Origin of the sequence: Morganella sp. HMSC11D09 (assembly GCF_001807955.1) — a bacterium.
GTDB classification, from domain to species: domain Bacteria; phylum Pseudomonadota; class Gammaproteobacteria; order Enterobacterales; family Enterobacteriaceae; genus Morganella; species Morganella morganii.
Window position 1 is genome coordinate 2,238 of the sequence record NZ_KV791650.1, and the last position, 660, is coordinate 2,897.

Consider the following 660-nt stretch of genomic DNA (forward strand, 5'->3'; position numbering starts at 1 on the left):
AGCTGCTGCGTGGCAAAAGCACCGGCCATGGCCCCCATGACACCGGTTACCGTGGATTTTATTGATGAAAGCTCATTATTCAGTTCACTGATTGCCCGTTTCGTTTCGCGTGATGCCGATGCTGCTTTGCGCCCGCCCTGCTCCAGCGTCCGGTAATAATTCTCCCCCATCCGTGAGGTGCGGGCTATTTCAGACTGAAACGAGGATGAATTTGCCGATATTTTAATAATAAGCTCACGAAGCTTTGCCATTACGTCCTCTGCTATGTCAGTACAATCAGGTTTCAGATACCGATTTCAGAAAACCCTCCAGCCCGTCACCTGCCTCACCGCTATCCGTTTTTCCCCATTGCAGCATCGCTTCATTCGGGCTGAGTTTGCCGCCCTGTGCGCCGTACAGCGATGAGACAATATGGGCCGTCTGTATGTCACTGCGGATGTCCCCGATCGGGCTGAGGCGGTCAAAGGCCATCCACATGGTCAGCTCACCGGCGCTCATCGTTCTGGTCAGTTCATCCACTGTGCGCCCCATCCGGAGCGCCAGTGTCATCAGAAAAAACATCCCGGGCTGCGCTACTTTTTTTCCGCTTCATCCGGCGTGGTCATCAGATCAAGCGCCTGTTTCAGCAGACGGGCATGAACCGGCCCGTAAACAGCCATC

Annotated in this window: 3 protein-coding genes; all 3 read right to left on the reverse strand. The window is 54.4% G+C overall.

What is annotated here, in order from left to right:
• Positions 1-251 (reverse strand): hypothetical protein (locus HMPREF3119_RS19045; protein WP_305777629.1); only part of this gene is annotated, 251 nt, incomplete at its 3' end.
• Positions 252-276: 25 nt separating this feature from the next.
• Positions 277-561, reverse strand: a complete 285-nt coding sequence (locus HMPREF3119_RS01990) for a phage tail assembly protein T (protein WP_070578194.1) — start codon at positions 559-561, stop codon at positions 277-279.
• Between the two features lie 11 nt (positions 562-572).
• On the reverse strand, positions 573-660 hold an 88-nt coding region (locus HMPREF3119_RS19050), incomplete at its 5' end, for a phage tail assembly chaperone (RefSeq protein ID WP_246829227.1).

Bases quoted from the DNA above. Each gene is read 5' to 3' on its own strand.
- HMPREF3119_RS01990 (WP_070578194.1), bottom strand. From the start codon at position 561: ATGTTTTTTCTGATGACACTGGCGCTCCGGATGGGGCGCACAGTGGAT.